This is a genomic window from Streptomyces kanasensis (assembly GCF_043077165.1).
In the GTDB taxonomy this organism is placed as follows: Bacteria; Actinomycetota; Actinomycetes; order Streptomycetales; family Streptomycetaceae; genus Streptomyces; species Streptomyces changanensis.
The window spans coordinates 181,085-206,925 of sequence record NZ_JBIBSF010000007.1; the positions used below are offsets into that span (position 1 = coordinate 181,085).

General features: G+C 71.6%; 29 protein-coding genes. 26 read left to right on the plus strand and 3 right to left on the minus strand.

Annotated features, from left to right (window positions below; all coding sequences use genetic code 11):
* The first annotated feature begins 1,169 nt into the window (after positions 1–1,169).
* The 4 genes from rpsL to tuf all read left to right on the plus strand — a co-directional run bounded on the left by rpsL (position 1,170) and on the right by tuf (position 5,535).
* The gene (gene rpsL / locus ACF053_RS19035) at positions 1,170–1,541 is read left to right on the plus strand and encodes a 30S ribosomal protein S12 (RefSeq protein WP_003948652.1); all 372 of its coding nucleotides are present in this window, start codon (positions 1,170–1,172) and stop codon (positions 1,539–1,541) included.
* A 2-nt stretch (positions 1,542–1,543) separates the two neighbouring features.
* Positions 1,544–2,014, plus strand: a complete 471-nt coding sequence (gene rpsG / locus ACF053_RS19040; protein WP_058942710.1) for a 30S ribosomal protein S7 — start codon at positions 1,544–1,546, stop codon at positions 2,012–2,014.
* A 38-nt stretch (positions 2,015–2,052) separates the two neighbouring features.
* The gene (gene fusA, locus ACF053_RS19045; RefSeq protein ID WP_391954971.1) at positions 2,053–4,179 is read left to right on the plus strand and encodes an elongation factor G; all 2,127 of its coding nucleotides are present in this window, start codon (positions 2,053–2,055) and stop codon (positions 4,177–4,179) included.
* A 162-nt stretch (positions 4,180–4,341) separates the two neighbouring features.
* On the plus strand, positions 4,342–5,535 hold the full coding sequence (gene tuf, locus ACF053_RS19050; protein ID WP_058942712.1) for an elongation factor Tu: 1,194 nt from the start codon (positions 4,342–4,344) through the stop codon (positions 5,533–5,535).
* A 502-nt stretch (positions 5,536–6,037) separates the two neighbouring features.
* Here tuf and ACF053_RS19055 read toward each other — a convergent pair.
* Positions 6,038–8,158, minus strand: coding sequence for a PIG-L family deacetylase (locus tag ACF053_RS19055; RefSeq protein ID WP_391955140.1), 2,121 nt, complete (start codon positions 8,156–8,158; stop codon positions 6,038–6,040).
* A 369-nt stretch (positions 8,159–8,527) separates the two neighbouring features.
* On the opposite strand from ACF053_RS19055, the gene ACF053_RS19060 reads away from it, so the two are divergent.
* A complete protein-coding gene (locus ACF053_RS19060) occupies positions 8,528–9,136 on the plus strand; it encodes a MarR family transcriptional regulator (RefSeq protein ID WP_391954972.1) in 609 nt (202 codons plus the stop codon).
* A 162-nt stretch (positions 9,137–9,298) separates the two neighbouring features.
* Here ACF053_RS19060 and ACF053_RS19065 read toward each other — a convergent pair whose 3' ends face one another.
* The gene (locus ACF053_RS19065; protein WP_391954973.1) at positions 9,299–12,508 is read right to left on the minus strand and encodes an RNA repair domain-containing protein; all 3,210 of its coding nucleotides are present in this window, start codon (positions 12,506–12,508) and stop codon (positions 9,299–9,301) included.
* A complete protein-coding gene (locus ACF053_RS19070; protein ID WP_391954974.1) occupies positions 12,509–14,341 on the minus strand; it encodes an RNA ligase family protein in 1,833 nt (610 codons plus the stop codon).
* Between the two features lie 1,097 nt (positions 14,342–15,438).
* On the opposite strand from ACF053_RS19070, the gene rpsJ reads away from it, so the two are divergent.
* The 21 genes from rpsJ to rplO all read left to right on the plus strand — a co-directional run bounded on the left by rpsJ (position 15,439) and on the right by rplO (position 25,161).
* Complete coding sequence (gene rpsJ / locus ACF053_RS19075) at positions 15,439–15,747, plus strand: 30S ribosomal protein S10 (RefSeq protein ID WP_003948644.1); 309 nt, start codon at positions 15,439–15,441, stop codon at positions 15,745–15,747.
* 13 nt (positions 15,748–15,760) lie between these two features.
* A complete protein-coding gene (rplC, locus tag ACF053_RS19080; protein ID WP_058942728.1) occupies positions 15,761–16,405 on the plus strand; it encodes a 50S ribosomal protein L3 in 645 nt (214 codons plus the stop codon).
* A 7-nt stretch (positions 16,406–16,412) separates the two neighbouring features.
* Positions 16,413–17,063: a 50S ribosomal protein L4 gene (gene rplD / locus ACF053_RS19085; RefSeq protein ID WP_058942715.1), complete on the plus strand. Its 651-nt coding sequence runs from the start codon at positions 16,413–16,415 to the stop codon at positions 17,061–17,063.
* Complete coding sequence (gene rplW / locus ACF053_RS19090) at positions 17,063–17,389, plus strand: 50S ribosomal protein L23 (protein WP_058942716.1); 327 nt, start codon at positions 17,063–17,065, stop codon at positions 17,387–17,389. Before rplD ends, rplW begins: the two co-directional genes overlap by 1 nt.
* Before the next feature lie 41 nt (positions 17,390–17,430).
* Positions 17,431–18,267 (plus strand): 50S ribosomal protein L2, encoded by an 837-nt coding sequence (gene rplB / locus ACF053_RS19095; RefSeq protein ID WP_058942717.1) that lies wholly within the window; start codon positions 17,431–17,433, stop codon positions 18,265–18,267.
* A gap of 12 nt (positions 18,268–18,279) precedes the next feature.
* On the plus strand, positions 18,280–18,561 hold the full coding sequence (rpsS, locus tag ACF053_RS19100; protein ID WP_031076666.1) for a 30S ribosomal protein S19: 282 nt from the start codon (positions 18,280–18,282) through the stop codon (positions 18,559–18,561).
* A 49-nt stretch (positions 18,562–18,610) separates the two neighbouring features.
* Complete coding sequence (rplV, locus tag ACF053_RS19105) at positions 18,611–18,958, plus strand: 50S ribosomal protein L22 (RefSeq protein WP_009327087.1); 348 nt, start codon at positions 18,611–18,613, stop codon at positions 18,956–18,958.
* On the plus strand, positions 18,958–19,791 hold the full coding sequence (gene rpsC / locus ACF053_RS19110) for a 30S ribosomal protein S3 (RefSeq protein WP_058942718.1): 834 nt from the start codon (positions 18,958–18,960) through the stop codon (positions 19,789–19,791). The genes rplV and rpsC overlap by 1 nt, the downstream gene beginning before the upstream one ends.
* Positions 19,792–19,796: 5 nt before the next feature.
* On the plus strand, positions 19,797–20,216 hold the full coding sequence (gene rplP, locus ACF053_RS19115; protein WP_017949658.1) for a 50S ribosomal protein L16: 420 nt from the start codon (positions 19,797–19,799) through the stop codon (positions 20,214–20,216).
* Entirely contained in the window at positions 20,216–20,440 is a 225-nt protein-coding gene (gene rpmC / locus ACF053_RS19120) for a 50S ribosomal protein L29 (protein ID WP_058942719.1), read from the plus strand. The genes rplP and rpmC overlap by 1 nt, the downstream gene beginning before the upstream one ends.
* Positions 20,440–20,724, plus strand: a complete 285-nt coding sequence (gene rpsQ, locus ACF053_RS19125) for a 30S ribosomal protein S17 (protein ID WP_058942720.1) — start codon at positions 20,440–20,442, stop codon at positions 20,722–20,724. The genes rpmC and rpsQ overlap by 1 nt, the downstream gene beginning before the upstream one ends.
* Before the next feature lie 101 nt (positions 20,725–20,825).
* Positions 20,826–21,194 (plus strand): 50S ribosomal protein L14, encoded by a 369-nt coding sequence (gene rplN, locus ACF053_RS19130; protein WP_003956455.1) that lies wholly within the window; start codon positions 20,826–20,828, stop codon positions 21,192–21,194.
* 2 nt (positions 21,195–21,196) lie between these two features.
* Positions 21,197–21,520 (plus strand): 50S ribosomal protein L24, encoded by a 324-nt coding sequence (gene rplX, locus ACF053_RS19135; protein WP_058942721.1) that lies wholly within the window; start codon positions 21,197–21,199, stop codon positions 21,518–21,520.
* Positions 21,520–22,077: a 50S ribosomal protein L5 gene (rplE, locus tag ACF053_RS19140; protein ID WP_031129704.1), complete on the plus strand. Its 558-nt coding sequence runs from the start codon at positions 21,520–21,522 to the stop codon at positions 22,075–22,077. Before rplX ends, rplE begins: the two co-directional genes overlap by 1 nt.
* Before the next feature lie 2 nt (positions 22,078–22,079).
* Positions 22,080–22,265 (plus strand): type Z 30S ribosomal protein S14, encoded by a 186-nt coding sequence (locus tag ACF053_RS19145; protein WP_003948630.1) that lies wholly within the window; start codon positions 22,080–22,082, stop codon positions 22,263–22,265.
* 261 nt (positions 22,266–22,526) lie between these two features.
* Entirely contained in the window at positions 22,527–22,925 is a 399-nt protein-coding gene (gene rpsH / locus ACF053_RS19150) for a 30S ribosomal protein S8 (protein WP_010473942.1), read from the plus strand.
* A gap of 21 nt (positions 22,926–22,946) precedes the next feature.
* Positions 22,947–23,486 carry a 50S ribosomal protein L6 gene (gene rplF, locus ACF053_RS19155; protein ID WP_064069946.1) on the plus strand — a complete coding sequence of 180 codons (540 nt, stop codon included), beginning with the start codon at positions 22,947–22,949 and terminating at the stop codon, positions 23,484–23,486.
* A gap of 3 nt (positions 23,487–23,489) precedes the next feature.
* Positions 23,490–23,873, plus strand: a complete 384-nt coding sequence (rplR, locus tag ACF053_RS19160) for a 50S ribosomal protein L18 (protein WP_010473938.1) — start codon at positions 23,490–23,492, stop codon at positions 23,871–23,873.
* Between the two features lie 43 nt (positions 23,874–23,916).
* On the plus strand, positions 23,917–24,522 hold the full coding sequence (rpsE, locus tag ACF053_RS19165; protein ID WP_006376045.1) for a 30S ribosomal protein S5: 606 nt from the start codon (positions 23,917–23,919) through the stop codon (positions 24,520–24,522).
* Positions 24,522–24,704 carry a 50S ribosomal protein L30 gene (gene rpmD, locus ACF053_RS19170; protein ID WP_058942724.1) on the plus strand — a complete coding sequence of 61 codons (183 nt, stop codon included), beginning with the start codon at positions 24,522–24,524 and terminating at the stop codon, positions 24,702–24,704. Before rpsE ends, rpmD begins: the two co-directional genes overlap by 1 nt.
* Before the next feature lies 1 nt (position 24,705).
* Positions 24,706–25,161 carry a 50S ribosomal protein L15 gene (gene rplO / locus ACF053_RS19175; protein ID WP_058942725.1) on the plus strand — a complete coding sequence of 152 codons (456 nt, stop codon included), beginning with the start codon at positions 24,706–24,708 and terminating at the stop codon, positions 25,159–25,161.
* The last annotated feature ends 680 nt before the right edge of the window (positions 25,162–25,841 follow it).

Consider the following 25,841-nt stretch of genomic DNA (forward strand, 5'->3'; position numbering starts at 1 on the left):
GCCAGCAGCCCGGACGAGGGGCCGATCCGCAGGGGCCGGTCATGGGGTCGGCCGGCAGCGCCCGGCCGCGGGTCGGGCCGCCGCGCCAGGACGCGATCCCAGGTCCGTGGTCCCCGGTCACGGGCCCGGAGCGCAGCACTGGCACGCGGGTCCGGGCCGCAGCACCCCTTGGCGGGTTCGGCTGCGACGCCCGACATGGCTGCGGCAGGCCGCAGCGGGTGCGGTCGCAGTGCCTGGACGTGGGTCCGGGCCGCCGCACCGGGGTGTGGTCCGGGTGCGGAGCAGCCCGTCACAGGGTCGGCCCGCGGCGCACGGACACCGGGGCCGGCCGGTAAGCGACCGGCGGGCAGTACCCGGACGTGGGGCCGGGCCGCAGGCCCCCTCGCGGGTTCGGTCGGCGGCGTCCTGACGCAGGCCGGGGTCACGGCACACCGGCGCGGGCACGGGCCGTGCACTCCGACGCGGGTTTCGGGCCGCAGTCGGATACGGGTCGGCGTTGCGGCCCGTCGACGCGGGCGGGCCGCAGCATGCCGATGCGGATTCGGACCGCAGCCCTCCCGGCACGGGGTCGGGCCGGGGCCGGTCCGAATTCGGGGGTGGCCCTCCGGCCGTCGCGGCGGTCTCGACGGTCCGGCCCCGCGGTCCGGCCACTCCTCGTACGGATGTCCGTGTGCCCGCCCCGAGGCGGCTCGCGGGTGCCGGAGCGTGCGGCGGCCGGCGGGGACCCGCGGGCCCGTACGGGCCTCGCGGCGCTCGTGGTACGAGGCGGCGCCTCCGGTTCCGCGCGGGCCCCCAGGGGCACCCAGGCGGGCGGGAAGGGGCAGTTCAGGGCGGCGACCGGGGTGCGGTCGGGGGCCCGACGGGGGGTCCGGTGGCCCACCCGGCCGATCACCCGTGCGGGGGGCGGTCTCCGGCCGGTCGTGACTGATCTTCGGCGTGGCATTTGTTTTGACCGGAGTCCATGCGATAGGTACGCTCAGACCTTGTGCCTGGGGTGTGCCTGGGCTCCTGTGCGTGTCTTCAACCGCACGGCGAGTCCTCAAGGGCCACCGCAATTCGCGCTCCTCCCCGCCCGGGCGGGGGTTCGGCGGATTCGACACACCCGACCGCGTGGGTCGGCGACGTTCCAGGTTAGCTTCACTACACGGCACACAGAAACCGGAGAAGTAGTGCCTACGATCCAGCAGCTGGTCCGGAAGGGCCGGCAGGACAAGGTCGAGAAGAACAAGACGCCCGCCCTTGAGGGTTCCCCTCAGCGCCGCGGCGTCTGCACGCGTGTGTTCACGACCACCCCGAAGAAGCCGAACTCGGCCCTCCGCAAGGTCGCGCGTGTGCGTCTGACCTCCGGGATCGAGGTCACGGCCTACATTCCGGGTGAGGGACACAACCTGCAGGAGCACTCCATCGTGCTCGTGCGTGGTGGCCGTGTGAAGGACCTGCCGGGTGTTCGCTACAAGATCATCCGCGGTTCGCTCGACACCCAGGGTGTCAAGAACCGCAAGCAGGCCCGCAGCCGCTACGGCGCCAAGAAGGAGAAGTAAGAATGCCTCGTAAGGGCCCCGCCCCGAAGCGCCCGGTCATCATCGACCCGGTCTACGGTTCTCCTCTGGTGACGTCGCTCATCAACAAGATCCTGCTCAACGGCAAGCGTTCCACCGCCGAGCGCATCGTCTACGGCGCCATGGAGGGCCTCCGCGAGAAGACCGGCGCGGACCCGGTCATCACGCTGAAGCGCGCGCTCGAGAACGTCAAGCCGGCTCTCGAGGTGAAGTCCCGCCGTGTCGGTGGCGCCACCTACCAGGTGCCGATCGAGGTCAAGCCCGGTCGCGCCTCCACCCTCGCCCTGCGCTGGCTCGTGGGCTACTCGCGCGCCCGTCGCGAGAAGACCATGACCGAGCGCCTGATGAACGAGCTGCTGGACGCCTCGAACGGCCTCGGCGCCTCGGTCAAGAAGCGCGAGGACACGCACAAGATGGCCGAGTCCAACAAGGCCTTCGCGCACTACCGCTGGTAGTCGCACCCACATCGAGACCGAGAGAAGACTGAAGCCTTATGGCTACCACTTCGCTTGACCTGGCCAAGGTCCGCAACATCGGGATCATGGCCCACATCGACGCGGGCAAGACGACCACCACCGAGCGCATCCTCTTCTACACCGGTGTTTCGTACAAGATCGGTGAGGTCCACGACGGCGCTGCCACGATGGACTGGATGGAGCAGGAGCAGGAGCGCGGCATCACGATCACGTCCGCCGCGACGACCTGCCACTGGTCGCTCGAGGACGTCGATCACACCATCAACATCATCGACACCCCGGGTCACGTCGACTTCACCGTCGAGGTGGAGCGTTCGCTCCGCGTCCTCGACGGCGCCGTGACGGTGTTCGACGGTGTGGCCGGTGTGGAGCCGCAGTCCGAGACCGTGTGGCGGCAGGCGGACCGTTACGGCGTTCCGCGCATCTGCTTCGTCAACAAGCTCGACCGCACGGGCGCCGAGTTCCACCGCTGCGTGGACATGATCTCGGACCGCCTGGGCGCGCAGCCCCTCGTCATGCAGCTGCCGATCGGTGCCGAGGCGGACTTCAAGGGCGTCATCGACCTGGTCCGCATGAAGGCGCTGGTCTGGTCCGCCGAGGCCGCCAAGGGCGAGATGTACGACGTCGTCGACATCCCGGACACCCACACCGAGGCCGCCGAGGAGTACCGCAACAAGCTCATCGAGGCCGTCGCGGAGAACGACGAAGAGATCATGGAGCTGTACCTGGAGGGCCAGGAGCCTTCCGAGGAGCAGCTGTACGCCGCGATCCGTCGTATCACCATCGCGTCCGGCAAGGGCACCGGCACCACGGTGACCCCGGTGTTCTGCGGTACCGCGTTCAAGAACAAGGGCGTCCAGCCCCTGCTCGACGCGGTCGTGCGCTACCTGCCGTCGCCCGTCGACATCGAGGCCATCGAGGGCCACGACGTCAAGGACGCCGAGACGGTCGTGAAGCGCAAGCCGTCCGACGACGAGCCGCTGTCGGCGCTGGCGTTCAAGATCATGAGCGACCCGCACCTCGGCAAGCTCACCTTCGTCCGGATCTACTCCGGTCGCCTGGAGTCCGGCACCTCGGTGCTGAACTCCGTCAAGGGCAAGAAGGAGCGCATCGGCAAGATCTACCGCATGCACGCGAACAAGCGTGAGGAGATCGACTCGGTGGGCGCCGGCGACATCATCGCCGTCATGGGTCTGAAGCAGACCACGACCGGTGAGACGCTGTGCGACGAGAAGTCCCCGGTGATCCTGGAGTCCATGGACTTCCCGGCGCCGGTGATCGAGGTCGCCATCGAGCCGAAGTCCAAGGGTGACCAGGAGAAGCTGGGTGTCGCCATCCAGCGTCTCGCGGAGGAGGACCCCTCCTTCCAGGTGCACACCAACGAGGAGACCGGCCAGACCGTCATCGGCGGTATGGGCGAGCTTCACCTCGAGGTCCTCGTCGACCGCATGAAGCGCGAGTTCAAGGTCGAGGCCAACGTCGGCAAGCCGCAGGTCGCGTACCGTGAGACGATCCGCAAGGCCGTCGAGCGCGTGGACTACACCCACAAGAAGCAGACCGGTGGTACCGGTCAGTTCGCCAAGGTGCAGATCGCGGTCGAGCCCATCGAGGGCGGCGACGCCTCGTACGAGTTCGTGAACAAGGTGACCGGTGGTCGCATCCCGAAGGAGTACATCCCTTCGGTCGACGCCGGTGCGCAGGAGGCCATGCAGTTCGGCATCCTCGCCGGGTACGAGATGACCGGCGTGCGCGTCACGCTGCTCGACGGTGCCTACCACGAGGTCGACTCCTCCGAGCTCGCCTTCAAGATCGCCGGCTCGCAGGCCTTCAAGGAGGCCGCGCGCAAGGCGTCCCCCGTGCTCCTCGAGCCGATGATGGCCGTCGAGGTCACCACGCCCGAGGACTACATGGGTGACGTGATCGGTGACATCAACTCCCGCCGTGGCCAGATCCAGGCCATGGAGGAGCGTGCCGGTGCCCGTGTCGTCAAGGGCCTGGTGCCGCTGTCGGAGATGTTCGGCTACGTCGGCGACCTCCGCAGCAAGACCTCGGGTCGCGCAAGCTACTCGATGCAGTTCGACTCCTACGCCGAGGTTCCCCGGAACGTCGCCGAGGAGATCATCGCGAAGGCCAAGGGCGAGTAACTCCACCGAGTTCACGCTTTAGGCTTGTCACCGGATACACCGGGGCGTTCCGCCCCACACCGCGCGAGCGGAGTGGCGGAACGTCCCGGGGCCGGCATCCCAGCAAAGATCACCTGGCGCCGATGAGTAAGGCGTACAGAACCACTCCACAGGAGGACCCCAGTGGCGAAGGCGAAGTTCGAGCGGACTAAGCCGCACGTCAACATCGGCACCATCGGTCACATCGACCACGGTAAGACGACCCTCACGGCCGCCATTACCAAGGTGCTGCACGACAAGTACCCGGACCTGAACGAGGCCTCGGCCTTCGACCAGATCGACAAGGCTCCTGAGGAGCGTCAGCGCGGTATCACCATCTCCATCGCGCACGTCGAGTACCAGACGGAGTCGCGTCACTACGCGCACGTCGACTGCCCGGGTCACGCGGACTACATCAAGAACATGATCACCGGTGCGGCCCAGATGGACGGTGCCATCCTCGTGGTCGCCGCCACCGACGGCCCGATGCCGCAGACCAAGGAGCACGTGCTCCTGGCCCGCCAGGTCGGCGTGCCGTACATCGTCGTCGCCCTGAACAAGGCCGACATGGTGGACGACGAGGAGATCCTGGAGCTCGTCGAGCTCGAGGTGCGTGAGCTCCTCTCCGAGTACGAGTTCCCGGGCGACGACCTCCCGGTCGTCAAGGTCTCGGCGCTCAAGGCGCTCGAGGGCGACGCCGAGTGGGGCCAGTCCGTCCTCGACCTGATGAAGGCCGTCGACGAGTCCATCCCGCAGCCCGAGCGTGACGTCGACAAGCCGTTCCTGATGCCGATCGAGGACGTCTTCACGATCACCGGTCGTGGCACCGTCGTCACCGGCCGTATCGAGCGTGGTGTCCTCAAGGTCAACGAGACCGTCGACATCGTCGGTATCAAGCAGGAGAAGACCACCACCACGGTCACCGGCATCGAGATGTTCCGCAAGCTGCTCGACGAGGGCCAGGCCGGTGAGAACGTCGGTCTGCTCCTCCGTGGCATCAAGCGCGAGGACGTCGAGCGCGGCCAGGTCATCATCAAGCCGGGCTCGGTCACCCCGCACACCGAGTTCGAGGCGCAGGCGTACATCCTGTCCAAGGACGAGGGTGGCCGTCACACGCCGTTCTTCAACAACTACCGCCCGCAGTTCTACTTCCGTACCACGGACGTGACCGGCGTCGTGACCCTCCCCGAGGGCACCGAGATGGTCATGCCGGGCGACAACACCACCATGTCGGTCTCGCTGATCCAGCCGGTCGCCATGGAGGAGGGCCTCAAGTTCGCCATCCGTGAGGGTGGCCGGACCGTCGGCGCCGGCCAGGTCACCAAGATCGTCAAGTAAGCTCCGCTTCTTGACGGCCTGAACGGCTGATCTGGTAGCTCCATCGAGCTGCACGCGAAGGGCCCCGCACCGTGAGGTGCGGGGCCCTTCGTCGTTGTCGTCCGGGGTCCGGTCCGGCGGGTCGCGGGTCCGGGGCAAGGGGTCCGGCGGATCGGTCGGTCCGTGGCCCGGTGCGGGGCGCCGGAGCTGGGGGATCAGGGGCCGGCCGGGCTGCAGAGGGCCGGGGCGTGCCGGGGCGTGCCGGTGGGCGGGGTGCCGGCCGGGAGGTCAGGGCCCAGGTCCTGTCTTGTGGATCAGGCCGGACAGGGAGCGGCGTCCGGTCCTGTCGATCGCGAGGCGGAGGAGGAGCCCTGCGGAGCATGGGCGAGCGACGACGACGCGGCGTGGCGCGGTGCCGGACGCCGCGAGCCCGGCACGATCCGAAAGACAGGCCCCAGGGGGCCCGGGTCCGGGTTCCGGCCCCCGGAGTGGGGGCCGGGGCCGGGCCGGGAGTGGGCGGGGGTCAGGCCGAGTCGGTGTGGGAGGACCACGACCAGGGGTACGCGTCCGCGCCGACGCCGACCGCCGTCGCGCCCTTCGGGCCCAGGTGCAGCGTCACCGGCTCCAGGGCGGCGACGCCCCGCGCGCGGACCGCGACGCGGCCGCCGACGTGCAGCTGTACCCGGCCGCGCAGGTCGCGGCCGAGGAGGACCGGGCCCCGGGGGGTGCCGGTCGCGGTGACCGCGCCGTACCCGTCGAAGCGCGGTACGGGCAGGCGGCCGCCGTCGACCCGGACGGCCGTGAGCTCCTGCCGGGCCGGCTGCCGGTAGTACAGGGCGAGGTCGCCCGAGGGGGTGACCGCCACGTCGACCGGTCCGCCCGGCACGGGCAGGGCGCCGCCGGGCCGGAACCCGACCGGCCCGCCGGCGGTGTCCTGCGCCCAGTGGTGCACCGTGTCCCGCCCGGCGGCGAAGAGGTGCACCAGGCCCCGTCCGTCGACCGCTGCGGACAACCCGTCCTGGACCTCGGCGCCGCCCGCGTCCCGCCAGCGGGACCACGTGCCGTCGACCTCGCGGACGCGGGTGCTGACGCCCTTGTCCGCGTTGCGCACGAAGAGGTGGACGCGCCCGTCGGGAGCCGTCACCGCGACCGGCACGCCGACACGGCGCCCGCGGTCGTCGTCGCGCTCGGGGTTGCCGAGGCCCGCCCAGGCGAGGAACGGCCCGCCCGGCGCCCGCTGCTCCAGCACCACGACCTCGCGCTCGTTGGCGCCGCCGTGCCCGCCGAGCGCGGCGAACCGCAGCCCGAACAGCAACTGGCGGCCGTCGAGCAGGGTCGCCGCGCCGAGCTCCGGGGCGAGGGGGCCGCCGCCGAGGTCGATCGGGTCGCCCCACTGGCCGCTGCCCGGCTCGGTCTCCTGCCAGCACACCGCGCGCAGGCCGAGCACCCCGTACACGCGGAGCCGTCCGTCCGGGGCGGTCGCCACGACCGGGCCCGGGCCGGGGTAGCGGTGGTGGGTGGCGCGGACCCAGCCCTTCTTGTTGGTGAGGGGACGGGTGCCGCCGACCATGTAGTCGCCGCAGCCCGCGTTGTTGCCGCACTGCCACGACGGGTCGCCGCCGTAGGGGACGAGGTGGGCGGCCTTCTCCCGGAGGACCGGCTCGGGGAGGTTCTTGGGCCAGTGGCGGTTGTAGTAGCCGCGGAACGAGGTGGCCACGAACCCCGGTACGGACCCGCCGTCGCCGGTGGCCTCGGCGACCCAGCGGACCATCGCGGCCCAGCTGAAGGAGGCGACCGCGGTGTGGTCGGCGTGGTCGGAGTACCCGCGCTGCTCGGAGTCCTTCTTGCGGGTCGCCTCGTCGCTGTGCTGGATGTCGGGGTCCGGGTCGAGCGTGTGGACGACGGTCGGCCGGTAGCGCTCCATGAGCCCGACGAGTACGTCCACCAGGCCGTCGTAGTCGTAGTCGCAGGCGCGGCGGACGGGGGAGTCGGTGGCGACGACGGTCCGCAGGCCCAGCGCGCGGTCCTGCCACAGCGCGGGCAGCGCCATCCAGCGCCGGGGGGTGTGCATGGGGAGGTTGAGGAAGACCAGTTCGACGCGGCGGGGGCCGTGGGTGAGCGTGTCGATCTCGGCCTCGCGGCCGCCGCGGAGCGTGGCCACCCCCTTCTGCCAGGGCGTGAACTTGTCCAGGCCGATCATCTCGGCGTACGCCTGGCGCAGGCCCTGGTGGCGGGCGGAGGAGTAGGCGGCGCGGTCGGCGACGGGCTCGGTGCGGCTGCCGGGGACGTGGTTCTTGCCGGTGTGCTCGCCGGCGGAGACGTACACGCAGACGAGGGGGACGCCGGCGTCGACCATGCGCTGGCAGTCGGGGTTCATGAAGTACAGGTCGTCGTCCGGGTGCGCCATGATCTGCAGGAGCTGCGCCCGCCGCGAGCTGGTGATCGACATGCCGGGCGCCGGGTCGGCCGTGGGGCCGCTGCGGCGCGGGGTGGGGACCGAGCAGCCGGTGAGGCCCGCGAGGCCGGCGAGCCCGGCCGTCCCGGCGAGCGCGGCGACGGTGGCGGTGGCGAGGGTGCGGCGCCGGGTCGGGCCCGGGGGCGGCGTGGGAGCCGGGCGGCCGGCCGTGGTGGCTCCGGGGGCGATGGTGCCGGCGGGGGCGGTGGTGCCGGGGGTGGGGACGCCGGGGTCGGGGGTGTGGCCCGCGGCGGCGTGGCTGGTGGCGCGGGGCGCCTGGCCGGGCCGCGCGCCGTTCCGGAACACGGCAGCGCGAGTCCGGCCCCCCGGTATGTCGTTCACTTGTGCCCCCGTACTGCTACTGCGGCGGATGCTGCTGGTACTGCTGGGTGGGTGGAGCTGGGAGTGGCGGTCGTGGCGCAGGTCGAAGCGCCTCCCGCGATCAGCTAGACGGATTATCGACACCGCGGGTTGCCCGGGGCGCAGCGGGGTGTTCAGCGGGGGAGTGGGTGGCGTGCGGGTTGACCTCAAGTCGAGTCGAGGTCCTAGCGTCGAGGCATGACCACGACACCCACTGTCCCGGCCGTCGCCGACCCGCACGCCTCCGACGCCGAGCTCGCCGCGCAGCCCGTCGGCTACTGGAGCGGGGCGGCCCACCGGGCCGTCATCACGCACCTCCGCGACTCCATGGCCCGCCTCGACGTCACCCAGCCCCAGTGGTGGTCCCTGAACCGGGTGCTCGTCGCCGGTGACGAGGGCGTGACCCGCGCGGCCGTCGCCGTACAGCTGGCGGAGGTCGCGGACGGCCCCCGGGAGGTGCCGCGCGCCCTCGACCAGCTCCTGCACCGCGGGTGGATCGCCGCCGACGCGGCCGGCGCCCTGCGCATGACGGACGCGGGGCGGGAGGCCCACGCCCGGATCAAGCGGCTCGTCACCCGGCTGAGGTCCGAGATCCACGAGGGCGTACCGGACGAGGAGTACGTGACGGCGCTGCGGGTGCTGCGCCGGATGGCGGCGAACGCGGCGGCGGCCTCGGCGAGGGCCGAGGCGGCGGCCGGGGCCGAGGCCGGTGCGGCGGCCGGTGGGATGGCCGGTGGGGCCGAGGCCGTCGCCGGGGCGGTGGCCGGTGGGGCCGAGGCCGGTGGGGTGGGAGGTGGTCGGGGCTGAGGTGACTTCCGGGGCCACGGGTCCCCGGGGGCGGAAGGCCCCGGGCGCGGCGGGCCGAGGCGCAGGGCGCGGCCGTCGTCGGGCCGGACCCGGCGACGGGCCGGCGGGACCTGACGGGTCAGGATCCGACGACACGTCAGGACCCGACGGCGGCCGCGCACGTCAGCGGAGTGTGGGCACCTCCCCGCCGTCCGCCCACGTCAGCGTCACCCCGGGCAGGCCCCGCAGCCAGCGTCCGGCCACGGCGGCGAGGGCGGCGCGGTCCGGCGGTACGGCACCCAGCCCCACGGCGTACCGGAGCACGTCCGGTCCCGTGTCGAACGGCCGGGGCCAGACGTGGGCGTCCGGTGCGCCGGCCTCGGTCAGCGCGGTGAGCAGGGCGCGCAAACGGCCCCGTACGCGCCCCTCCAAGGGACCCGGCGGTACGGAGACGACCGCCCAGGCGGCGTGACGGCGGTGCAGCGGGGGTGGGGCGCACAGCCGCTCCCGGCCGCCGGGCCCGCCGTCTTCGAGGAGTTCCCACGCCCGGTACAGCTCGTGCGTGAGCAGGTCCCGGCCGCCCGGGGTCACCTGGTCCGTGCACGGGCGCCGGGGATGCGTCGGGGTCACCACCGTCAGCGGCAGGGGCCCGGGCGCCGTCGGCCGCGCGTCCCCGGGACCTCCGGGCGCGTCCACGGCGACCCGCCAGTCCCAGGCGGCCCAGGTGGCGAAGAAGCGCCGCAGCAGCTCCGTCGGCCGCAGGTCGTCGGCCTCGCCGACCGTACGGGCCGCCAGCAGGCTCCACGCCAGACCGGGCAGCCCGCCGAGGGGTGCCGCGTCCAGGCCGCGCGCCCGCGCCCACCGCTTCACCTCGCGCGCCAGCCCGGCGAAGGCCGCCCGCCGGTCGCCCACCTCGGCGAGGACGGCGTCCGCGTCGCTCACCGCGCTCAGCGCCACGGCGGCGGCCGCGTCCAGTTCCGCGCGGCGCGCCACGGCGTCACCCGGCGGTACGGCTCCCGTGGCGACCACGACGAGGTCCACGACGAGGTCCGCGCCGAGGTCCGCGGACGGGTCCGCGGACCCGTCCACGGCGGGGTCCGGACCCGCGGCGCGGGGCGTGCCGCCGCCCGCGCCGGCCCCGGCCCCGCCCGGGGCGGGGGTGACGTCGCGGAGGGTGAGGCGCAACCCGGGCACGCGGGCGCCGACCACCTCGCGTACGTGCCGGGCCCCGGGGAGCGCGGCGGTGACGCGGGCCCGCACGTCGGCCAGGTCAGCGTCACCGGGCAGGGCCGCCACCAGGTCCAGGTCGGCGCCCGGCAGGGCGCAGCCCATGCGGCGCGAGCCCACCACGTGCACGGCGCCCTCGGGCAGCGCCTCGGCCACCAGCCGCGCGACGCGCGCGGCACGGCCGGGGCGGGGCGCGTGCGCCGCAGGTGCCGCATGGGCTGTGTGGGCCGCGTCGGGGTCCGCCCCGGCGGGTGTCAGGGCCGGGTCCGCCCACGGGTCCGGTTCGACCTCCACCGGCCCCGGGTCTGCCGACTCCCGGTCCGCCGGCTCCGCGCCCGCCGGTTCCGCGCCCGGCGGTTCGTCGTCCCGCCACCGCACCTGGCCGGAGCCGAGGGCGACCGTCGCCCGGACCCGCATCGGCTCGTCGCCGCGCCGCGACAGCAGCGCCACATGGCCGACACGCGCCGCCGAACCGCCCACCCTCGCCTCCAACGAGGCGGCCAGCGCGTGCGCGTCACCGGTCCGGGCCAGGGTCAGGTGCGGCGTGAACCCGGACCGGGTGCCGCGGCACCGGGGGAACCGCCGCTCCAGCGCCCGGCGCAGCTCCCCCCACGGCGCCTCGCCACCGGCCGCCGGGTCCAGCCACACGGCGGCGTCCTCGCCGTGGCCGAAGCTGTGGACGCCCTGCAACCGGGCGTCGAAGGGCGCTACCTCCCGCACGGCCTGCGCCACCAGCTCCGCCGCCCGCTCGAACTCCGCCTCCGGGACGAAGCCGAACAGCAGGTTCACGTGCGGCGGCCACCGCAGGAACCCCGGGTCGTGCTCCCGCCGGACGTCCTGGAGCTCCGGCCACAGCCCGCGGGGTGGCAACCACGCCACCGCCGTACGGACCGTCGGCCCCACGTCCAGCGTCCCGGCCCCGGCGCTGTCCACCGAGCCGGAGACAGAGCCCGAGCCGGAGCCGGACCCCGAGCGGGAGCCGGATCCCGAGCCCGTGTCCTGCGAGGCGTCGACAGTCAGGTCGACCACCACCCCGTAGTGGTCCGAGACGAACAGCCCCTCCGGTCCCGGCGCGTCACCGGCCAGTACCGCCGCGTCCGCGCGCAGCCCCTCGCCGCGCAGCAGCACCCGGTCCAGCCGCGACGCGCGGCCCGACAGCGAGGAGACGGCGGCCAGCGGGTTCCTGCCCGGGTCGAACGTCGGCGTGCGGTCGTCCGGCCCGTGCACCTCGCTCCACGCGTCCCGCATGCCGAGCGCGGTCTGCGGCAGGTCACCGCCGTCGTTGACGTCCCCGGCCAGCACCACGTCCGCGTCGACTCCCGCCAACCCCTCGGCCAGCCGGGCCAGTTCGACCGCCCGCCGCCCGGCGCCGTCCTGCGAGTGGTCGCTGCTCAGGTGCGTCACCGCGACCACCGGCGGCCGCACCGCACCGGTCTCCAGGACCACCGCCGCCACCGCCTTGTGCGGGCCCAGCACGTGCACGGCCGTCTCCCGCACCGGTACGCGGCTGAGCAGCAGCAGCCCGCACTCGCCGACGTCCCGCCCACCCGGGTCCGTCGACACGGTGTACCCCCGTCGTACCCACGGCGCCGCGAGCAGCATGCCGAGCAGCTCCGCCTCCACCTCCTGGAGGGCGATCACGTCCGCGTCGGCGCCGCGCAGGGCCTCCAGCAGCAGCGGGCGGCGCCGCGCCGTGTCGATGCGGTCGCTGTCGTACCGGTCCCACAAGGTGTTCCACGTCAGCACCCGCAGCCCGGTGACCGCCGGAACCGCCACGGCGCCCCCGCCCGCAGCAAGCCCGCCGCCGGCCCCGCCGCCGGCCCCGCCGCCCGGGCCGCCGCACGGCTCCCAGCGCGCGGCGGCCGGGTCCCACGCGTACGGCCGGCGCGCCGTGAAGAAGGGCGACCGCAGGAGCCGCGCCTCCCGGACCCGGCCCGCGGCGGTCGCGTCGATCCGGTCGACCCCCGTCGCCCGGTCCCAGACCACCTCGCCGTCGGCCTCGAAGAACAGCACCCGGTGCCACGGGACGTCCCCGCCGGGCACGAACGCCGGCAGCGGCACGCGCTTCGGCGCCGCCCCGCGCTGCATGACGCCGACGGTGAACCGCGCCGGGTCGAACCGGGCGTCCCACCGGACCCGGTGGTAGATCTCGTCACTCGTGCGCACCTACGCCTCCTCCTCCACGGTGCCGCACGCGCCGACGTACCAGGTGCGGTGCGCCTGGCCCGGGTACGGCGGTACGAACCGGCGCAGCTGCGCGGTGAGGACCGCGGCCGGTACGGGGTGCTCCCGCACGGCGTTGCGCCGGACCAGTTCCTCCTCGTCGACCAGCACCACCGCGTGGGTGACCAGGGCGTCCCGGCGGCGGGCCACGGCGTGGACCAGGGAGCGCTGGTGCGGGTTGAGCGAGGTGGCGTCCCAGACGACGGTCCCGCCGCCGGGGGCGGCCGCCGCGAGCGCCGCGTCGAGCCGCCCCAGGGCGGCCCGCAGCACGTCGCCGCCCGCCCGCTGGTCGGCGCGGTCCCCGCGCTCCTCGCGGACGGCGTCCAGGGAGACGTACGCGCCCACCCCGGCCAGGCCCCGCGCGAAGGTGCTCTTGCCGCTGCCCGAGGGCCCGACCAGGTGCACCAGGCGGGGGAAGCCCCCGTCCCGCCAGCGCCAGGTGGCGGCGACGGCCTCCTCCGGCGTGGCGACGCGCCCCAGAGCGCGCAGCTCGCGCGCCTCCCCCCGGCACCGCGCGGCCACGTCCGGCTCCAGCCCGGCGAACGGGTCCGCCGCGGCGCACGCCCCGTCGGGTCCGCCCGGCAGCCCGCGCACCTCCTCCGCGAGGAGCGCCGACCACTCCACCTGCTCCCGCGCCTCCGCCCCGGGAGCGGTGGCCGCCGCGACGGCGTGCAGGACGCGCAGGTCGGCGGCGTACGACAGGCGTACGAGGCCCGCGGCCCGCTCCTCGTCCGGGTACGGGCGGTGGAGCACGCCCTGCAGCCCCACCAGGTCGGCGACCCGCCGGGCCAGGGGCAGCCCCACCGCCCGCGCCAGCCGCCCGGCGAGCGGGCCCCGGCGCTCCCGGTGCAGCAGCGCCGCCAGCACCCCGGCCAGCCGCGCGTCACCACCACCCCCGCCCACCACCACGTCACCGCCGCCGCCGGGCCCCGCATCACCGCCGTCCGCGCGCGCGTCCCTGGCCGCGTCCAGCCCCGCGCCGCCGAGCCACGCGCCGTCGGCGCCCAGCCCCACGCCGCCCACCTCCAGCCGCGCGGCGGTCTCGGCCGCGGCCGTCGCGTCCCCGTCGGCCACGCCCACGGCGGCGAGCAGCGCCCCCGCGTCGGGCGCCGCCCCGGACCGTACGTCCCACAGCGCGGCGGACGCCCCGAGGCCGTTCGGCGTGACGGCGGCGTGCATCCAGTGCGTACCGGTCCGCACGTGCGCGGCGCGCACCCACTTCGCGACCCGCCGCCCGAACTCCGCCGCCGGGAACCCCTCGACGGTCCGGACGACGTACCCCTCCTGCCGGGCGGTGTCCACCCGCAGCCGCCGCAGCGCCCGCTCGTCGAAGACCCCGCGCCACAGCACGCGCGGAACCGGCACCCCCAGCCCGCGCAGGAACACCACCGTCCGGTCCCAGTCCAGGCACCACCCGTGCCCGTCCCACACGGAGAAGCCGTAGAAGTAGCCGTCCAGCGTGTCGTACGCGAGCGAGTGGCGGGCGAACACGTTCTCGCCGCACACCCGCCACCCCGCCGGGACCGCGTGACCGATCCGCGCCTGCAGCGCCTTGACCCACGCCCGCGACGGGTGGTGCGCCGAGTCCAGCGACCGCGCGTGCAGTCCGTCGGCGTACAGGGTGGTGTTCTCCCCGTCGAGCTTCTCGGTGACCACCACCTCGCGCCCGGCGAGCCCCGACAGGTCGGCGGCCCGGACGTCGTCGCCGGCCACCCCCGGCGACCAGGGCAGGTGCGGCGTGCGCGGGTAGTGGGTGCGCGGCTGCTGCGCGACCATGCTGGATCGACCCCCGTCGGTCTGTGACGTGCCCGGTCACTGTAGGAGCCGCCCCGACGCCGTACGACCGATTAACCGCCGGCCGGGCCCCCGGGCCCGGCCGTCCGGCGCGATGGCGCGGGCGGCCGCCGCCACGGGCTCCACCGCCGCCGGGCTGCCCGGGGCCAGCGACCAGGGCCCGGTCGGCGGCGACGGTAGGCCGCAACCCGCTCCACGCCCCGTACGCCGCCGCGTGCTCCCCGCCCGCAGCGCGCGGGGCGGGCGGGTGGCCACAGGTCCCTGCCCACCGGGTGCCGGGTGCCGGGCGTCGGGCCAGGGCGGGCGCGCCCATGGGGCCGGCCTCGTGCCCCGCCAGGGCAGCGGGGAGGAGCGGTACCCGGCGCCACCGATCAGGACCACCCGACTCCGCGACCGGTGGCCCGGGCGGACCTGAGCCGCCGCCTCGCAGGAAAAGCCCGGCGCCCCCGTCTCCTCGACGGCCGACGTCACCCCGGCGCGTTCCCCGCCCACGGGGGTCGGAGCCGGCCCGACGTCACCCCGGCACACCGCCGCGTACCCGGCCCACGGGGGCCGTAGCCGGCTCGGCACACCGCCGCGTCCCACCGCCTGCCGGCGGCCGGAGGGGGCCCGGCACCGCCCCCGCGCGCCGCCGCGGCACCGTCCTACCGGTGGCCGGAGGCGAGGTGGAGGCGGCGTACCCGCGTGCCCCGGTTTGATCGATACGCGCCCCGGGGTATTCTCATCGGCTCGATTCGCTTTGCGGCTGCCCCGTATGGCAGACTGTCCGGGTTGCTCGGTTGAGTGCCGATGCTGCGCGCCTCCCGCCGGGAGGACCGGAAGCGAGTCCCACAGTACTCGTCGTCCCCACGTGGGGCGGACGTACGGGAATCTTCCGGGAAGTGTCAGCGGGGCCCCGACCAGGCACCCGGTGGGTGTCTCCCCCGGACCCGCGGTCACAGGCCCGCACCCCCTTGGTTGGGAAATCCTTCGGGAGATCTTCGTAGAGGGAATGCGACACGCCCGACCGCGTGGGTCGGAGAAGACATGAAGCCCACCAGGTTCCAGAGCGTTACGAGAGACAGGACTACTGAGTAGCCATGGCGGGACAGAAGATCCGCATCCGGCTCAAGGCCTACGACCACGAGGTCATCGACTCCTCGGCGAAGAAGATCGTCGAGACGGTGACCCGCACTGGTGCGTCGGTCGCGGGCCCGGTGCCGCTGCCCACTGAGAAGAACGTGTACTGCGTCATCAAGTCGCCGCACAAGTACAAGGACTCGCGCGAGCACTTCGAGATGCGCACGCACAAGCGCCTCATCGACATCCTCGACCCCACGCCGAAGACCGTCGACTCGCTCATGCGTCTCGACCTGCCGGCGGGCGTCGACATCGAGATCAAGCTCTGAGGTGACGCGCGAGATGGCTAAGAACATTAAGGGCGTCCTGGGCGAGAAGCTCGGCATGACCCAGGTCTGGGACGAGAACAACCGGGTCGTCCCGGTCACCGTCGTCAAGGCCGGGCCCTGCGTCGTCACCCAGGTCCGCACGAACGACATCGACGGCTACGAGTCGGTCCAGATCGCCTTCGGCGAGATCGACCCGCGCAAGGTGAACAAGCCCCTCAAGGGTCACTTCGCCAAGGCCGACGTCACCCCGCGCCGCCACCTGGTGGAGCTGCGTACCGCTGACGCCAGCGAGTACACGCTCGGCCAGGAGATCACCGCTGCCGTGTTCGAGTCGGGCGTCAAGGTCGACGTCACCGGCAAGAGCAAGGGCAAGGGCTTCGCCGGTGTCATGAAGCGTCACAACTTCAAGGGCCTCGGCGCCGGTCACGGCACCCAGCGCAAGCACCGCTCGCCCGGTTCCATCGGTGGCTGCGCCACCCCGGGCCGCGTGTTCAAGGGCCTCCGCATGGCGGGCCGCATGGGCAACGAGCGGGTCACCACCCAGAACCTGACCGTCCACGCCGTTGACGCGGAGAAGGGTCTGCTGCTCATCAAGGGCGCGGTCCCCGGTCCGAACGGCGGCCTCGTCCTGGTCCGTACCGCGGCCAAGGGGGCCTGAGGTAACGATGAGCACCATTGACATCCTTTCGCCGGCAGGCGACAAGGCCGGTACCGTCGAGCTCCCCGCGGAGATCTTCGACGCGAAGACCAGCGTTCCGCTGATCCACCAGGTCGTCGTCGCCCAGCTGGCCGCTGCCCGTCAGGGCACGCACAAGACCAAGACCCGTGGCGAAGTCCGCGGTGGCGGCAAGAAGCCGTACCGCCAGAAGGGCACCGGCCGCGCCCGTCAGGGCTCGACCCGTGCGCCGCAGTTCGCCGGCGGTGGCGTCGTCCACGGCCCCGTGCCGCGTGACTACTCGCAGCGCACCCCGAAGAAGATGAAGGCCGCCGCCCTCCGCGGTGCCCTCTCGGACCGGGCGCGTCACTCCCGCATCCACGTCGTCACCGGCGTGGTCGAGGGCGAGGTCTCCACCAAGGCCGCCAAGACGCTGTTCGGCAAGATCTCGGAGCGCAAGAACCTGCTCCTGGTCGTCGACCGCGCCGACGAGGCCGCGTGGCTCTCCGCCCGCAACCTGCCCCAGGTTCACATCCTGGAGCCGGGCCAGCTGAACACGTACGACGTGATCGTCTCCGACGACGTGGTCTTCACCAAGGCCGCTTTCGAGTCCTTCGTGTCTGGCCCCCAGACCGCTGAGACCGAAGGGAGCGACGCCTGATGACTGAGGCCGTCGTCACCAGCAAGACCTTCTCGGACCCGCGCGACATTCTCGTCAAGCCGGTCGTCTCCGAGAAGAGCTACGCGCTGCTGGACGAGAACAAGTACACGTTCATCGTCGACCCGCGCGCGAACAAGACCCAGATCAAGCAGGCCGTCGAGGCGGTCTGGCCGGCGGTCAAGGTCGTCGGGGTCAACACGATCAACCGTCAGGGCAAGCGCAAGCGCACCCGCACCGGTTTCGGCAAGCGCGCCAACACCAAGCGCGCCATCGTGACCCTTGCCGAGGGCAGCCGTATCGACATCTTCGGCGGTCCGACCGCCTAAGGGCGGTCTGGATCGTCCGAATATCGGACGAGGACTGAGAAATGGGTATCCGCAAGTACAAGCCGACGACTCCGGGCCGTCGTGGCTCCAGCGTCGCCGACTTTGTCGAGATCACGCGGTCCACGCCGGAGAAGTCGCTGGTCCGCCCTCTGCACAGCAAGGGCGGCCGTAACAACACCGGTCGTGTGACCGTCCGCCACCAGGGCGGTGGCCACAAGCGCGCCTACCGAGTGATCGACTTCCGTCGTCACGACAAGGACGGCGTGCCGGCGAAGGTCGCTCACATCGAGTACGACCCGAACCGCACCGCGCGCATCGCGCTCCTGCACTACGCGGACGGCGAGAAGCGCTACATCATCGCCCCCCGTGGCCTGAGCCAGGGCGACCGGATCGAGAACGGTCCCGGCGCCGACATCAAGCCCGGCAACAACCTGGCGCTGCGCAACATCCCGGTCGGTACCACGATCCACGCGATCGAGCTCCGTCCCGGTGGTGGCGCCAAGTTCGCCCGCTCTGCGGGTGCCTCCGTGCAGCTGCTCGCGAAGGAGGGCCAGATGGCCCACCTGCGCATGCCGTCCGGTGAGATCCGCCTGGTCGACGTCCGCTGCCGCGCCACCATCGGTGAGGTCGGCAACGCCGAGCAGTCGAACATCAACTGGGGCAAGGCCGGCCGCAAGCGCTGGCTGGGCGTTCGCCCGACCGTCCGCGGTGTGGCGATGAACCCGGTTGACCACCCGCACGGTGGTGGTGAGGGCAAGACCTCCGGTGGTCGCCACCCGGTCTCCCCCTGGGGTCAGAAGGAGGGTCGTACTCGTTCTCCCAAGAAGGCGAGCAACAAGTACATCGTCCGCCGCCGCAAGACGAACAAGAAGCGCTAGGAGCGGGTTTAGATGCCGCGTAGTCTCAAGAAGGGGCCCTTCGTCGACGACCACCTGATCAAGAAGGTGGATTCTCAGAACGAAGCAGGCACCAAGAACGTCATCAAGACCTGGTCCCGTCGCTCGATGATCGTCCCGGCCATGCTCGGCCACACGATCGCGGTGCACAACGGCAAGACCCACATCCCGGTGTTCGTCACCGAGTCGATGGTCGGCCACAAGCTCGGCGAGTTCTCGCCGACTCGCACCTTCCGCGGCCACGTCAAGGACGACCGGAAGTCGAAGCGCCGCTAACGCGGGGTGACAGACCATGACGAACGTGTCAGACACTGAAGGGACAACCATGGAAGCCAGGGCCCAGGCGCGGTACATCCGCGTCACGCCCATGAAGGCCCGCCGCGTGGTGGACCTCATCCGTGGCATGGACGCCACGGAGGCTCAGGCGGTCCTGCGTTTCGCCCCGCAGGCCGCGAGCGTGCCGGTGGGCAAGGTGCTGGACAGCGCCATTGCCAACGCCGCGCACAACTACGACCACACGGACGCCTCTTCGCTGTTCATCAGCGAGGCGTACGTCGACGAGGGCCCGACCCTGAAGCGGTTCCGTCCGCGTGCCCAGGGCCGTGCCTACCGGATCCGCAAGCGGACCAGCCACATCACCGTGGTCGTCAGCAGCAAGGAAGGAACCCGGTAATGGGCCAGAAGGTAAACCCGCACGGGTTCCGGCTCGGCATCACCACCGACTTCAAGTCGCGTTGGTACGCCGACAAGCTGTACAAGGACTACGTCAAGGAAGACGTCGCCATCCGTCGGATGATGACGTCCGGCATGGAGCGCGCCGGCATCTCGAAGGTGGAGATCGAGCGCACCCGTGACCGTGTCCGCGTGGACATCCACACCGCGCGTCCGGGCATCGTCATCGGCCGCCGCGGCGCCGAGGCCGACCGCATCCGCGGCGACCTCGAGAAGCTCACGGGCAAGCAGGTCCAGCTGAACATCCTCGAGGTCAAGAACCCCGAGGTCGACGCTCAGCTCGTGGCCCAGGCCGTGGCCGAGCAGCTGTCCTCCCGCGTCTCCTTCCGTCGTGCCATGCGCAAGAGCATGCAGTCGGCGATGAAGGCGGGCGCCAAGGGCATCAAGATCCAGTGTGGTGGCCGTCTCGGCGGCGCCGAGATGTCCCGCTCGGAGTTCTACCGCGAGGGCCGTGTGCCGCTGCACACGCTCCGTGCGAACGTCGAGTACGGCTTCTTCGAGGCCAAGACCACCTTCGGCCGCATCGGCGTGAAGGTCTGGATCTACAAGGGCGACGTCAAGAACATCGCCGAGGTTCGCGCCGAGAACGCCGCGGCCCGCGCCGGCAACCGTCCGGCCCGTGGCGGCGCTGACCGCCCCGCCGGCCGTGGTGGCCGTGGTGGCGAGCGTGGCGGTCGCGGCCGCAAGCCGCAGCAGCAGAACGCCGCTGCCGAGGCCCCCAAGGCCGAGGCCGCTGCCGCTGCTCCGGCTGAGAGCACCGGAACGGAGGCCTGACCGAAATGCTGATCCCCCGTAGGGTCAAGCACCGCAAGCAGCACCACCCGAAGCGCAGCGGTATGTCCAAGGGTGGTACGCAGGTTGCGTTCGGCGAGTACGGCATCCAGGCCCTCACTCCGGCGTACGTGACCAACCGCCAGATCGAGGCGGCCCGTATCGCGATGACCCGCCACATCAAGCGTGGCGGCAAGGTCTGGATCAACATCTACCCGGACCGCCCGCTGACCAAGAAGCCCGCCGAGACCCGCATGGGTTCCGGTAAGGGTTCCCCGGAGTGGTGGGTCGCGAACGTCAAGCCCGGTCGGGTGATGTTCGAGCTGTCCTACCCGAACGAGAAGATTGCGCGTGAGGCGCTTACCCGCGCTGCTCACAAGCTTCCGATGAAGTGCCGGATCGTTCGGCGCGAGGCAGGTGAGGCGTGATGTCGGCCGGTACCAAGGCGTCCGAGCTGCGCGAGCTGGGCAACGAGGAGCTTGTCGGCAAGCTCCGCGAGGCCAAGGAAGAGCTGTTCAACCTCCGCTTCCAGGCGGCCACGGGACAGCTCGAGAACCACGGTCGGCTCAAGTCCGTCCGTAAGGACATCGCCCGGATCTACACCCTGATGCGCGAGCGCGAGCTGGGCATCGAGACGGTGGAGAGCGCCTGATGAGCGAGAGCAACGTGACTGAGAACAAGGTTGAGCGCGGATTCCGCAAGACCCGTGAGGGTCTGGTCGTCAGCGACAAGATGGACAAGACCGTCGTCGTCGCTGTCGAGGACCGTGTGAAGCACGCGCTGTACGGCAAGGTCATCCGCCGTACGAACAAGCTCAAGGCGCACGACGAGCAGAACGCCGCGGGTGTCGGCGACCGTGTCCTCATCATGGAGACCCGGCCGCTGTCCGCGACGAAGCGCTGGCGCGTCGTCGAGATCCTCGAGAAGGCCAAGTAAGCACTTGAAGGGGTGACCCTTCGAGTTTCGTTCCGCCAGGCTCGGCGTCCCGTGGGTTCGCCCACGGGCGCCGGGAACCGGCAGACAATCAGGAGATAGACGTGATCCAGCAGGAGTCGCGACTGCGTGTCGCCGACAACACTGGTGCGAAGGAAATCCTTTGCATCCGTGTGCTCGGTGGCTCCGGTCGCCGCTACGCGGGCATCGGTGACGTCATCGTCGCCACCGTCAAGGACGCGATCCCCGGTGGCAACGTGAAGAAGGGTGACGTCGTCAAGGCGGTCATCGTTCGCACCGTCAAGGAGCGCCGCCGCCAGGACGGCTCGTACATCCGCTTCGACGAGAACGCCGCCGTCATTCTGAAGAACGACGGCGACCCTCGCGGCACCCGTATCTTCGGCCCGGTCGGCCGTGAGCTGCGCGAGAAGAAGTTCATGAAGATCATCTCGCTCGCGCCGGAGGTGCTGTAAGCATGAAGATCAAGAAGGGCGACCTGGTCCAGGTCATCACCGGTAAGGACAAGGGCAAGCAGGGCAAGGTCATCGCGGCCTTCCCCCGCGAGGACCGTGTTCTGGTCGAGGGTGTCAACCGGGTCAAGAAGCACACCAAGGCGAACCAGCCGGGCCGTGCCTCCCAGGCCGGCGGCATCGTCACGGTCGAGGCCCCCATCCACGTGAGCAACGTCCAGCTCGTCGTGGAGAAGGACGGCCAGAAGGTCGTGACCCGCGTCGGTTACCGCTTCGACGAGGAAGGCAACAAGATCCGCGTTGCCAAGCGGACGGGTGAGGACATCTGATGGCTACCACCACGACCCCGCGTCTCAAGACGAAGTACCGCGAGGAGATCGTCGGCAAGCTGCGTGACGAGTTCTCGTACGAGAACGTCATGCAGGTTCCGGGCCTCGTCAAGATCGTGGTCAACATGGGTGTGGGCGACGCCGCCCGCGACTCCAAGCTGATCGAGGGCGCCATCCGCGACCTCACCACGATCACCGGTCAGAAGCCGGCCGTCACCAAGGCCCGCAAGTCCATCGCGCAGTTCAAGCTGCGTGAGGGCCAGCCGATCGGTGCCCACGTCACGCTCCGTGGCGACCGCATGTGGGAGTTCCTGGACCGCACCCTGTCGCTCGCGCTGCCGCGCATCCGCGACTTCCGCGGTCTGTCCCCGAAGCAGTTCGACGGCCGTGGCAACTACACCTTCGGTCTCACGGAGCAGGTCATGTTCCACGAGATCGACCAGGACAAGATCGACCGGGTCCGGGGCATGGACATCACCGTGGTCACCACGGCGACCAACGACGACGAGGGTCGTGCCCTCCTCCGTCACCTCGGCTTCCCGTTCAAGGAGAACTGACCGTGGCGAAGAAGGCTCTGATCGCTAAGGCCGCCCGCAAGCCGAAGTTCGGTGTGCGCGGGTACACCCGCTGCCAGCGCTGCGGCCGGCCGCACTCCGTCTACCGCAAGTTCGGCCTGTGCCGCGTGTGCCTCCGTGAGATGGCTCACCGTGGCGAGCTGCCGGGCGTGACCAAGAGCTCCTGGTAATCAACCCCCGCCCGTCTCCCACCAGCACCCCGCGGGGTGCCCGGCGGGCGACGGATCGATAACGGGTTGATGCCGGGCTCTCGGTAAGCATCTGGACGGCAGGGGCCCTCCTCCGCATGCCGTAGGCTTGTGGGGTTGGGCGCCTGCCGCCCGTACGACTTACTACGCCGTAGGTCCCCGCACCGCACCCGTCCCGCCCATGAGTGGGGAGAGGGATGGCGCATACAGGAAACCCCGGCGAGAGAGGCCGAAGGCCAATTCATGACCATGACTGATCCGATCGCAGACATGCTTACGCGTCTGCGGAACGCGAACTCGGCGTACCACGACACCGTGACGATGCCGCACAGCAAGATCAAGTCCCACATCGCGGAGATCCTCAAGCAGGAGGGCTTCATCACGGGCTGGAAGGTCGAGGACGCCGAGGTCGGCAAGAACCTCGTCCTCGAGCTGAAGTTCGGCCCGAACCGTGAGCGCTCCATCGCGGGCATCAAGCGGATCTCGAAGCCCGGCCTCCGGGTCTACGCGAAGTCCACCAACCTGCCGAAGGTCCTCGGCGGTCTCGGCGTGGCGATCATCTCCACGTCGCACGGCCTCCTGACCGGCCAGCAGGCGCAGAAGAAGGGCGTGGGTGGGGAAGTCCTCGCCTACGTCTGGTAGTCGGGAACGGAGGTAAAGCTAATGTCGCGTATTGGCAAGCTCCCCATCACGGTTCCCGCCGGCGTGGACGTCACCATCGAGGGCCGCACGGTCACGGTCAAGGGTTCCAAGGGCACCCTGAGCCACACCGTCGCCGCGCCGATCGAGATCGTCAAGGGTGAGGACGGCGTTCTGAACGTCACCCGCCCGAACGATGAGCGTCAGAACAAGGCCCTCCACGGCCTGTCCCGCACGCTGGTGGCCAACATGATCACCGGTGTGACCCAGGGGTACACGAAGGCGCTCGAGATCAGCGGTGTCGGTTACCGCGTGGCCGCGAAGGGCTCCAACCTGGAGTTCCAGCTGGGCTACAGCCACCCGATCCTGGTGGAGGCCCCCGAGGGCATCTCCTTCAAGGTCGAGTCGCCGACCAAGTTCTCGGTCGAGGGCATCGACAAGCAGAAGGTCGGCGAGGTCGCCGCGAACATCCGCAAGCTTCGCAAGCCCGACCCCTACAAGGCCAAGGGCGTGAAGTACGCGGGTGAGGTCATCCGCCGCAAGGTCGGAAAGGCTGGTAAGTAAGCCATGGCATACGGCGTGAAGATTGCCAAGGGCAAGGCCTACAAGGGCGCTGCTCTCAAGCGTCGCCACATCCGCATCCGTAAGAAGGTCTCGGGTACCGCTGAGCGTCCGCGCCTGGTCGTGACCCGGTCCAACCGTGGGATCACCGCCCAGGTCATCGACGACATCGCGGGTCACACCGTGGCGTCGGCGTCGACCCTGGACGCGTCCATCCGCGGCGGCGAAGGCGACAAGTCGGCGAAGGCCCAGCAGGTCGGCAAGCTCGTCGCCGAGCGCGCCAAGGCCGCCGGTGTCGAGGCTGTCGTGTTCGACCGTGGCGGCAACAGGTACGCCGGGCGCATCGCCGCCCTGGCGGACGCCGCCCGCGAAGCCGGCCTGAAGTTCTGAGCCGGTTCCGTAGCTCAGCGGAAAACGAAGAGAGGTAATTCCAATGGCTGGACCCCAGCGCCGCGGAAGCGGTGCCGGTGGCGGCGAGCGGCGGGACCGGAAGGGCCGTGACGGCGGCGCTGCTGCCGCCGAGAAGACCGCGTACGTTGAGCGCGTCGTCGCGATCAACCGCGTCGCCAAGGTTGTGAAGGGTGGTCGTCGCTTCAGCTTCACCGCGCTGGTCGTGGTGGGCGATGGTGACGGCACCGTGGGTGTCGGTTACGGCAAGGCCAAGGAGGTGCCGGCCGCCATCGCCAAGGGTGTTGAGGAGGCCAAGAAGCACTTCTTCAAGGTCCCCCGTATCCAGGGCACCATCCCGCACCCGATCACGGGCGAGAAGGCCGCGGGCGTCGTCCTGCTCAAGCCTGCTTCCCCCGGTACCGGTGTCATCGCCGGTGGCCCGGTGCGTGCGGTGCTCGAGTGCGCCGGCGTCCACGACATCCTGTCGAAGTCGCTCGGCTCTTCCAACGCGATCAACATCGTGCACGCGACCGTGGCGGCCCTCAAGGGCCTGCAGCGTCCCGAGGAGATCGCGGCCCGCCGCGGTCTGCCCCTCGAGGACGTCGCCCCCGCGGCTCTCCTCCGTGCGCGTGCCGGGGCGGGTGCGTAATGGCTCGCCTCAAGATCACGCAGACGAAGTCGTACATCGGTAGCAAGCAGAACCACCGCGACACCCTGCGGTCCCTTGGTCTCAAGGGCATCAACACGCAGGTCGTCAAGGAGGACCGCCCCGAGTTCCGCGGCATGGTGCAGACCGTCCGCCACCTCGTGACGGTCGAGGAGGTCGACTGACATGGCGGAGAACAACCCGCTCAAGGTCCACAACCTCCGTCCCGCCCCGGGCGCCAAGACCGCCAAGACCCGTGTGGGTCGTGGTGAGGCGTCGAAGGGTAAGACGGCCGGCCGTGGTACCAAGGGCACGAAGGCCCGCTACCAGGTTCCGGAGCGCTTCGAGGGTGGGCAGATGCCCCTCCACATGCGCCTCCCGAAGCTGAAGGGCTTCAAGAACCCGTTCAAGACCGAGTACCAGGTCGTGAACCTGGACAAGCTCGCCTCCCTCTACCCCGAGGGCGGCGAGGTGACGGTCGCCGACCTGGTCGCCAAGGGCGCGGTTCGCAAGAACCAGCTCGTCAAGGTGCTCGGCCAGGGCGAGGTCTCCGTGGCGCTGCAGGTGACGGTCGACGCCGTCTCCGGCTCCGCCAAGGAGAAGATCACCGCCGCCGGCGGTACGGTCACCGAGCTCGTCTGAGCCTCGTACTGACCTGACGGCCCGGGTGCCGCCCCCACGGGGGCGGCACCCGGGCCGTCGGCCTTTCCCGGGACCACCGCGTCCGGGGCCACCAGCGGCTCCCGTCCGCGACACCGGCCCCCGCTGCTCACCCCCGTCCACCCGAGCCCGGGGCCGTCCGCCCGCCCCGGCTCCCTCCCGCCGCCCGTCGCCGACAGCCCGCCCGCACTCGCCGCCGGGTCGTCTGCACGACCGCCGCCCGCCGACCGCGGCCGTCGGTCCGCCGCAGGACACTGGCGCCGTCCGCCGACCGCCCGCCGTTGGTCGCTCGCCGCCGGGCCGGTCGCGAGACCGTCGACCGCCGGCCCGCCGCAGGTCATTCGCGCCGCCCGCCGACCACCCGCCGCAGATCGCTCGCCGCCAGGCCCGCTCGCCCGGTGGTTCGCGCGACCGTCGACCGCCGGTCCGCCGTAGGTCGTTCGTGCCGACCGCCCGCCGCGGACCGCTCGCCGCCGGGCCGGTCGCGAGACCGTCGACCGCCGGCCCGCCGCAGGTCATTCGCGCTGATCGCCGACCGCCGCCCGCCCGACGCCGGCCGCCCGCCCCGGGACCGTCCGCCCACTGCCGGGCCGCTCGCCCGTCGTCCACCGCCGCCCGACCGCCGGGCCGGTCGCGTCCGCCGACCGTCGCCCGTCCCACCC

What these genes read in the sequence shown, in the direction of transcription:
- rplO (WP_058942725.1), top strand. Translation starts at nt 24,706, where the DNA reads ATGGCGGAGAACAACCCGCTCAAGGTCCACAACCTCCGTCCCGCCCCG.
- rplC (WP_058942728.1), top strand. Translation starts at nt 15,761, where the DNA reads ATGGCTAAGAACATTAAGGGCGTCCTGGGCGAGAAGCTCGGCATGACC.
- rpmC (WP_058942719.1), top strand. Translation starts at nt 20,216, where the DNA reads ATGTCGGCCGGTACCAAGGCGTCCGAGCTGCGCGAGCTGGGCAACGAG.
- rpsQ (WP_058942720.1), top strand. Translation starts at nt 20,440, where the DNA reads ATGAGCGAGAGCAACGTGACTGAGAACAAGGTTGAGCGCGGATTCCGC.
- rpmD (WP_058942724.1), top strand. Translation starts at nt 24,522, where the DNA reads ATGGCTCGCCTCAAGATCACGCAGACGAAGTCGTACATCGGTAGCAAG.
- rplV (WP_009327087.1), top strand. Translation starts at nt 18,611, where the DNA reads ATGGAAGCCAGGGCCCAGGCGCGGTACATCCGCGTCACGCCCATGAAG.
- rplP (WP_017949658.1), top strand. Translation starts at nt 19,797, where the DNA reads ATGCTGATCCCCCGTAGGGTCAAGCACCGCAAGCAGCACCACCCGAAG.
- rplR (WP_010473938.1), top strand. Translation starts at nt 23,490, where the DNA reads ATGGCATACGGCGTGAAGATTGCCAAGGGCAAGGCCTACAAGGGCGCT.
- rplW (WP_058942716.1), top strand. Translation starts at nt 17,063, where the DNA reads ATGACTGAGGCCGTCGTCACCAGCAAGACCTTCTCGGACCCGCGCGAC.
- rpsG (WP_058942710.1), top strand. Translation starts at nt 1,544, where the DNA reads ATGCCTCGTAAGGGCCCCGCCCCGAAGCGCCCGGTCATCATCGACCCG.
- rplB (WP_058942717.1), top strand. Translation starts at nt 17,431, where the DNA reads ATGGGTATCCGCAAGTACAAGCCGACGACTCCGGGCCGTCGTGGCTCC.
- rplF (WP_064069946.1), top strand. Translation starts at nt 22,947, where the DNA reads ATGTCGCGTATTGGCAAGCTCCCCATCACGGTTCCCGCCGGCGTGGAC.
- ACF053_RS19070 (WP_391954974.1), bottom strand. Translation starts at nt 14,341, where the DNA reads ATGGTCGCGCAGCAGCCGCGCACCCACTACCCGCGCACGCCGCACCTG.
- rpsH (WP_010473942.1), top strand. Translation starts at nt 22,527, where the DNA reads ATGACCATGACTGATCCGATCGCAGACATGCTTACGCGTCTGCGGAAC.
- rplX (WP_058942721.1), top strand. Translation starts at nt 21,197, where the DNA reads ATGAAGATCAAGAAGGGCGACCTGGTCCAGGTCATCACCGGTAAGGAC.
- rplE (WP_031129704.1), top strand. Translation starts at nt 21,520, where the DNA reads ATGGCTACCACCACGACCCCGCGTCTCAAGACGAAGTACCGCGAGGAG.
- rpsS (WP_031076666.1), top strand. Translation starts at nt 18,280, where the DNA reads ATGCCGCGTAGTCTCAAGAAGGGGCCCTTCGTCGACGACCACCTGATC.
- rpsE (WP_006376045.1), top strand. Translation starts at nt 23,917, where the DNA reads ATGGCTGGACCCCAGCGCCGCGGAAGCGGTGCCGGTGGCGGCGAGCGG.
- rpsC (WP_058942718.1), top strand. Translation starts at nt 18,958, where the DNA reads ATGGGCCAGAAGGTAAACCCGCACGGGTTCCGGCTCGGCATCACCACC.
- rpsJ (WP_003948644.1), top strand. Translation starts at nt 15,439, where the DNA reads ATGGCGGGACAGAAGATCCGCATCCGGCTCAAGGCCTACGACCACGAG.
- rplD (WP_058942715.1), top strand. Translation starts at nt 16,413, where the DNA reads ATGAGCACCATTGACATCCTTTCGCCGGCAGGCGACAAGGCCGGTACC.
- ACF053_RS19060 (WP_391954972.1), top strand. Translation starts at nt 8,528, where the DNA reads ATGACCACGACACCCACTGTCCCGGCCGTCGCCGACCCGCACGCCTCC.
- fusA (WP_391954971.1), top strand. Translation starts at nt 2,053, where the DNA reads ATGGCTACCACTTCGCTTGACCTGGCCAAGGTCCGCAACATCGGGATC.